This is a genomic window from Methylobacterium sp. Leaf118 (assembly GCF_920984675.1).
In the GTDB taxonomy this organism is placed as follows: Bacteria; Pseudomonadota; Alphaproteobacteria; order Rhizobiales; family Beijerinckiaceae; genus Methylobacterium.
The window spans coordinates 20,170-27,050 of record NZ_CAKLBV010000061.1 but is presented as its reverse complement, the minus strand read 5'-3'; the positions used below and the strand labels follow the sequence as shown (position 1 = coordinate 27,050).

Below are 6,881 nucleotides of genomic sequence, written 5' to 3'. Positions count from 1 at the left end.
CGGAGCCCGCACGCCGCCCCGGGCCGGAGCGGCGGCGCGAGCGGGATCCCGCGGCGGCCGGCCGGCCCCGCGGGCGCGGGAGGCATCCTCCCGCGATGCGGCCGCCGGGGCCGCGCTCTTCTTGGGACTGCCGAACGGAGCGATCGGATCGCGCACCGGACTCTCGAAATCGACGCCGGCCTCCTCGGAAAGATTTTTTCCGAGCTGCTCCTTGAGCACCTTGGTGCGGATCTCCTCGACGAGCCCGACCTCGAGTTCCCCAAGCTGGAACGGCCCGAACGACAGCCGGATCAGCCGGTTCACGGACAGGCCGAGATGCTCGAGGATGCGCTTGACCTCGCGGTTCTTGCCCTCGCGCAGGCCAAGCGTCAGCCAGACATTGTCGCCCTGGGCGCGGTCCAGCGTCGCCTCGACGGGGCCGTATTCCATGCCGTCGATGGTCACTCCCTTCCGGAGCTTGTCGAGATCGACCTGGTTCACCTCGCCGAAGGCGCGCACGCGGTAGCGGCGCAACCAGCCGGTATCCGGATGGGCGATCACCTTGGCGAGACCGCCGTCGTTGGTGAGGAGCAGGAGCCCTTCGGTGTTGATGTCGAGCCGGCCGATGGCGACGACGCGGGGCAGGTCGTCGGGCAGCCCGTCGAACACGGTGGCGCGGCCCTCCGGATCGCGGGCCGTGGTGACGACACCACGGGGCTTGTGCAGGATCCACAGCCGAGTGCGCTCGCGGGCGGGCAGAGGCTCGCCGTCGATCGTGATGCGGTCGGCCTCAGTGACGTTGATCGCGGGCGAGGTCAGAATCTGCCCGTTGAGGGAGACCCGTCCGGCCTCGATCAAGGCCTCCGCGTCCCGGCGCGAGGCGATGCCCGCACGGGCGATGGCCTTGGCGATGCGCTCGCCTTCCGGCGCGGCGGCGGGTTCCGCGGGCGCGGCCGGGGAGGGGTCTGGAAGATCGGTCATGGCGCCCCTTAGCAGAGCCGGGGGATGCACAAAAGGAAAAGGCGGCCCTGACGGGCCGCCCTCTCCGACCGGGCCTCAGGGGCCCGGAAGAGAGTCAGGTGGTCAGAGCCGCGGCGAGCGACCGCGAACTGCGCCCAGCACCGCCGAGATCAGGAACAGCGCGATCGCGACGAAGAAGACGATCTTGGCCGCCTCCATGGCGGTCCCGGCAATGCCGCCGAAGCCGAGCAACGCGGCGACCAGGGCAACGACGAGGAAGGTAATGGCCCAACCGATCATGGTGTCCTCCTGAAGGTCCGTTCTGGCCTTGAAAATTGCCAAGCTGCCCGGATCGTTCCGTCGATGCTGCGGAAAACCTGGTCCGGGGGAAACAGTTCGCCGGGCGCGCACCGAACCGACATCCGGTCGGTCAGGACGGGCTCCGGCGCCTGCCGGGCTGCCGGAGCGCGAGGCCGGGCGGTCATGGCGGGGCGATCGCCGCAGGCGATCACCCCGGGTGGATCAGAGCTTGCCCTTGACGGTCTCGGCGGTGTCGTGGGCGGCCTGCTTGGCGTCGCCCTTCAGCTGCTGGCCCTCGCCCTTCACTTCCTGCGCCTTGCCCTCGGCCTGGAGCTGCTCGTTGCCCGTGGCCTTGCCCACACCTTGCTTGAGGTTGCCGGCGGCTTCGTTGGCGAGGCCCTTCACCTTGTCGGCGGTGCTGCTCATGGCGTGTCTCCCGTTGGGCCATCCCGACATTGCGTCGGGCGGGGCCGTTCACAGGGAGCAACGACGGCCCGCGCGGTCATGTTCCGCCGATTAACATCACGTCGCGGTGGGGAGGCCCGCGCCTCGGCGCCGTCAGGCCGCCAACGTGGTGCCGACCGGCTCCCTCGCCGGGATCGTTTGCGCCGCGAGCATCGCGGCGATCTCGGCGAAGGGCCGGGGCGGGCTGAACAGGTAGCCCTGCACCTCCTGCGCGCCCTCCGCCCGCACGGTGGCGAGTTGCGGCTCGGTCTCGACCCCCTCGACCAGGGTGGTGATGCCGAGGCTCGCCCCGAGGCCGACGATCGCCCGGATGATCGCGCCCGCGTCACGGCTGCCGGCGCAGTCGCGCACAAAGGAGCGGTCGATCTTGATCTTGTCGAAGGGGAAGCGCCGCAGATAGCTGATCGAGGAATAGCCGGTGCCGAAATCGTCCATCGAGATCCGCACGCCGAGACGGCGCAGGGTATGGAGGGTCTCCAGGTTCGCTTCCGTGTCGTCGAGAAGCACGCTCTCGGTGATCTCCAGTTCCAGCCGCTCGGCGGCGAGCCCGCTCTCGCCCAGCGCGGCGACCACGCTTTGCGCGAAGCCGCGATGGCGCAGCTGGATCGGCGAGACGTTGACCGCGACGCTGATCCCCTCGGGCCAGCCGGCCGCGTCCCGGCAGGCCTGCCGCAGCACCCACCCGCCGAGGGGCAGGATCAGCCCGGTCTCCTCGGCGAGCGGAATGAAGGTGGCGGGGCTGACGAGGCCGCGCTCCGGATGGCGCCAGCGCACCAGCGCCTCGACGCCCGTGATGCGGTCGCAGGCGAGATCCACCAGCGGCTGGTAATGCAGTTCGAACCGGTCCGCCTGGAGCGCCTCCCGCAGCTCGCGCTCGAGGCCCAGCCGCTCGCGGGCGGTCTCGTCCATCTGCGGCTCGAACAGGCGGACGGTGCCGCGCCCGCCGGCCTTGGCCTCGTAGAGGGCCATGTCGGCCTCTTTCAGCAGGCGCTCGATGTCGTACCCGATGCCCGGGTCGCGGCCGCTCTCCGGGTCGCCCTCGCCGAGGTCGGCCAGCGCGATCCCCACGCTCATGCCGATCTCGACCGTGATGCCGGAGAGCTGGTAGGGCGCGCTGATGGACCGGATCAGGCGCTGGGCCAGAGCCGCGGCGTCCTCGGCATCGCCGATGGCGGAGAGCACCGCGAACTCGTCGCCGCCGAGCCTTGCGACCGTGTCGCCGGCCCGGACCTGCACCCGCAGGCGCTCGGCGACCGCCTTGAGCAGACCGTCGCCGACGGCGTGGCCGAAACTGTCGTTGACCGGCTTGAACCGGTCGAGGTCGAGGCAGAGCACGGCGAGCCCCGATCGCGACCCGTCCCGCGCCGCGCCGATCCGTTCGGTGCCGATCTCGCGCAGGGCCGTGCGGTTGGGCAGGTCGGTCAGCCCGTCGTGGCGGGCCATGTGCATGATGCGGGCCTCGTTGCGACGCCGCTCGGTCACGTCCTCGAAGGTCGCGACCCAGCCGCCGCCGGGCATCGGCCGATGGATCGCGGCGACGACCCGCCCGTCGGCGAGTTCGCGCAGGATGGAGGTCGGGCCGTCTCCCGTCAGCGAGGTGCGGGTGCCCTCGCTCACCGAATCCACCGTCGCCCCGACGCGGTAGCGCCCGCTCGCCACCAAGAGCGCGATAATGGCCCGCTGGCTCATGCCGACGTCGAGCGCCCCGGGCTCGAGCCCGAAAATCTCGAGGTAGCGCCGGTTCCAGACCAGGAGCCGGTGGTCGGCGTCGAACAGGCACAGGCCCTGGCTCATGTTCTCCAGCGCCGCATCGAAGCGCCGGTTCTGCTCGGTGATCTCGGCATGGGCCCGCACCAGCGCGTCCCGGGTGCGATGCTGGTCGCTGACGTCGCTGCCGACGCCCCGGTAGCCCAGGAAATCGCCCGCGGGAGAATAGCGCGGCCGGCCGCTGATCTCGAACCAGCGCGGCACCCCGTCGGGATGGCGGTAGCGGTAGGTCAGGCCGCGGAACGCCCGACACTCGGCGAGCGCCATCCGGTACCGGCCCAGGCCCTCCTCCCCGGCCTCCCAGGCGAAGGCGCTCCGCTCGGCGCCGAGCAAGGCGGCAACCGGGCGGCCGAAGAACCGCTCGATCTCCGGGGAGAAATGACTGAAGCGACCTGCCGGGTCGGTCTCCCAGAACCAGTCGGCGGCGATCGGGGCAGCGTCTTCGAACATCGTCAGAGGGATCGCTTCGGCGCGGCGCCGCGCCGCATCGATCCGAACTCTGCACGCAAGGCGTTAATTTTCGCCGTGCCCAATCTACAGGCATAACGCCTAAGTCTTGATCTCGAAACAGAATTCCAGAAGATGTCCGAAGGGTGGGCCGGGGCGGCCGATGGTTCGCGGGATTGCGGACGAAACGGAGAGAAAGACAGCGGATGGCAGAGGGCGACGACCTGTTTCCGGGCTTCGAACCGCTCTGGATCGAGGGGCCGGCCGGGCGCTGGTTCGGCCGGGCCGGGGGGCCGGCCGATGCGCCGCCGCTGCTGCTGCTGCACGGCTTTCCGCAATGCCATGCCATCTGGCACCGGCTCGCGCCCGCGCTTGCCCGGACCCACCGGGTCATCGCCCTCGACCTCAAGGGCTATGGCTGGTCGGCGGCGCCGGCCTCCGGGGCGGACGGGAACGCCTACGCGAAGCGCAAGGTCGGGGCCGAGATCGTCGCGGTGATGGAGCGGCTCGGCCATGTCCGCTTCGCGCTGGCCGGCCACGACCGCGGCGGACGGGTCGCCTACCGGTTGGCCCTCGACGCGCCGGGTCGGGTCGAGCGCCTCGCGCTGCTCGACATCGTCCCGACCTCCGTCCAGTGGGAGCGGATCGAGGCGCATCCGGGGATGAACCCGCACTGGCCGTTCCTGGCGCGGCCGGCGCCGGAGCCGGAACGGGAGATCGGACGCGATCCGGACGCCTATTTCGAGGGCCTCTTGCGCAGCTGGTGCGGGGCGGGCGACCTCTCCCCCTTCGACGCGCGCGCGCTCACGCTCTACCGGCAGGCCTGGAACGTGCCCGAGCGCATCCACGCCATGTGCGAGGATTACCGCGCGGGGGGGGCCGACGGGCCCGACCGGGCGGACGACCGGGCGGATCTCGCGGCGGGCCGGACCCTGCCGATGCCGGTCCTCGTGCTGGCGACCCGCGACTATCTCGACCGGGGCAAGCCCGAGACGGCTCTGGCCGCCTGGCACCGGACCTTCGCGCCGACGGCCGAGGGCGTTTCGATCCCCTGCGGCCATTTCCTCGCCGAGGAGGCCCCGGCCGCGACGCTCGCCGCCCTGCAGGCCTTCCTCGCGCCATGAGCGGCCGCATGAGCGGCCGCCGGGAGCCTGCCCCCGTCCGAGGCATGCCCTGCATCCGAGGGCCAGGCTGGACCGCCCCATCGAGATTTGGCACATGGGCGCCAATCCCGGCACCGAACGACGCGCCGCCGGCACCGAGATCCGCTTCCCCCACGATGCGTGGGGCCGAGTATTTCAACCTTGAGAGAACAGTCCTGCCCGTACTGCGACAGACAACCATCCTGAGGTGGTTCTGTGCGGCCAGGGCAAAGGAGACTCATTCCCTCGGTCGCAGGGTCGAGTCGCAGAGGAGCATGGGCGGGAGGGACGCCGAGACAGGACGCGGACAGGCGAGGCCAACGGGGCGCGGCTCGTGGCGGCGGCGAGGCGGATCGCCCCTTGGCTCTCCCCTCTCGACAGCACAGGACGCGCTCTGGCCTTGACCTTCACCCGGGTGAACGCGGCGGCAAAGCAAGCGGTCAACCCCCTCACACCCGCGAGGGTCATGAACCACAGAGGTGTGGATATCCCGGCAATTCGTATGCTAAGCAAACAGCTTGAAGGGTTGTGATGTCTGACGCTGGCACGTGATTCGGGCTGTTCCGCAAACGAGAGATCAAACGTCTACACCCGCACGCCGTTTCGTGTGACGCCGTGAATTCGAATACAGAGGCATCAAACGTGAAAAAAAACCGGATTGGATTTATCGGGAACCCTCCCGTTTCCGAGGTAGGGTCCAAAGATAATACTGGCAACAACGTGCACGGGCACGCCGCCAGGGACTTGTTTCTTGAATGGAAGCACGCCCATCCGAAGGCCGATCCCGAATACATTGAGAAATTGCGCAGCGAAATTACGCATCTGGGCTTCATTGCAGCGACGATGCTGCACACCAAGCGGCCTCCGAGCTACATCGAAGGTCACGTCAATTCGGCCAATTTCATCGAGAAGCTCGATCTTCCCGTCATCGCCTTCGGCTTTGGCTGCCATGCGATGCTTGATGACACGATTGCGAAAGCAAATGTCGACGAGCGCTCGATTCGCCTCCTGCGCGTCATTGCCGAACGGTCGAAGACGGTCGGTGTCCGAGGCGAGTTCACGGCAGACCTGTGCAAGAAGTATGGGGTGAACAACGTTACCGTTATCGGGTGTCAGTCGGCTTATATTGCTGCAATCGCCAACGTCGACAAGCCGATTCCGAAAACGGAGGGCGAGCGGCCGGTCATAAATTTGTCATTGGATCCGGACGAGCGTCCCCTGCTGCGGCTCGGCATCACCTCGAACGCGGGCATCATCAGCCAGGGGGACACGACCGAGGAGAAAATCGTCTCCGGAGAGCTCACGAAAGAGGACTTCGCCAAGGACGAAGCGAACAAGAACTGGGTCGCCCCCTTCTTGGTCAAGGCTTTCGCCGAAGGAAATCCGACCCGGGAACAGTACCACGATTACATAAAGAACCGATTCCAGAAGTTTTATAATGTTCTGGAATGGAGAGAGTATATCGCCGAGAATTATGATTTCTGCCTGGGCACGCGGTTCCACGGCAACATGGTGGCTCTTCAGGCCGGCGTCCCGGCAACCTGGGTGAAGCATGACATGCGCACCAAGGAACTGTGCGAACACCTCAACCTGCCCTCTTTGTATCATAACGAACTATGGAACTACAAAGATATCCACGATCTTGCCAGGGAATGCTCCTATGACAGCTTCTGGCAGAGCATGCCGGCGCGCACTCAGGAGTTCCTGACGTACCTTGAGAAGAACGAGGTCGCGGATCTTCTGGCGCCGCGGGTGACGGAGGGATTTGGAAAGATCATCAAGGGCGGTGCAGCGACGGCTGCACGCTGACAAAAGCCGGCC

The 6,881-nt window shown here is 67.9% G+C and carries 6 protein-coding genes; 2 read left to right on the top strand and 4 right to left on the bottom strand.

Annotated features, from left to right (window positions below; genetic code table 11):
• The 4 genes from LW587_RS19645 to LW587_RS19630 form a co-directional block, all read right to left on the bottom strand.
• Positions 1-960 (bottom strand): pseudouridine synthase (locus LW587_RS19645; protein ID WP_232631284.1); only part of this gene is annotated, 960 nt, incomplete at its 3' end.
• A gap of 102 nt (positions 961-1,062) precedes the next feature.
• Positions 1,063-1,239 (bottom strand): DUF1328 domain-containing protein, encoded by a 177-nt coding sequence (locus LW587_RS19640; protein ID WP_232631283.1) that lies wholly within the window; start codon positions 1,237-1,239, stop codon positions 1,063-1,065.
• A gap of 222 nt (positions 1,240-1,461) precedes the next feature.
• On the bottom strand, positions 1,462-1,665 hold the full coding sequence (locus LW587_RS19635; protein WP_232631282.1) for a CsbD family protein: 204 nt from the start codon (positions 1,663-1,665) through the stop codon (positions 1,462-1,464).
• A 132-nt stretch (positions 1,666-1,797) separates the two neighbouring features.
• The gene (locus tag LW587_RS19630; protein ID WP_442919173.1) at positions 1,798-3,933 is read right to left on the bottom strand and encodes a putative bifunctional diguanylate cyclase/phosphodiesterase; all 2,136 of its coding nucleotides are present in this window, start codon (positions 3,931-3,933) and stop codon (positions 1,798-1,800) included.
• Positions 3,934-4,124: 191 nt separating this feature from the next.
• On the opposite strand from LW587_RS19630, the gene LW587_RS19625 reads away from it, so the two are divergent.
• Complete coding sequence (locus LW587_RS19625) at positions 4,125-5,042, top strand: alpha/beta fold hydrolase (protein ID WP_232631280.1); 918 nt, start codon at positions 4,125-4,127, stop codon at positions 5,040-5,042.
• A gap of 738 nt (positions 5,043-5,780) precedes the next feature.
• Positions 5,781-6,869 carry a polysaccharide pyruvyl transferase family protein gene (locus tag LW587_RS19620; protein ID WP_232631279.1) on the top strand — a complete coding sequence of 363 codons (1,089 nt, stop codon included), beginning with the start codon at positions 5,781-5,783 and terminating at the stop codon, positions 6,867-6,869.
• Positions 6,870-6,881 lie beyond the last annotated feature (12 nt).

Bases quoted from the DNA above. Each gene is read 5' to 3' on its own strand.
- LW587_RS19640 (WP_232631283.1), bottom strand. From the start codon at position 1,239: ATGATCGGTTGGGCCATTACCTTCCTCGTCGTTGCCCTGGTCGCCGCG.
- LW587_RS19635 (WP_232631282.1), bottom strand. From the start codon at position 1,665: ATGAGCAGCACCGCCGACAAGGTGAAGGGCCTCGCCAACGAAGCCGCC.
- LW587_RS19625 (WP_232631280.1), top strand. From the start codon at position 4,125: ATGGCAGAGGGCGACGACCTGTTTCCGGGCTTCGAACCGCTCTGGATC.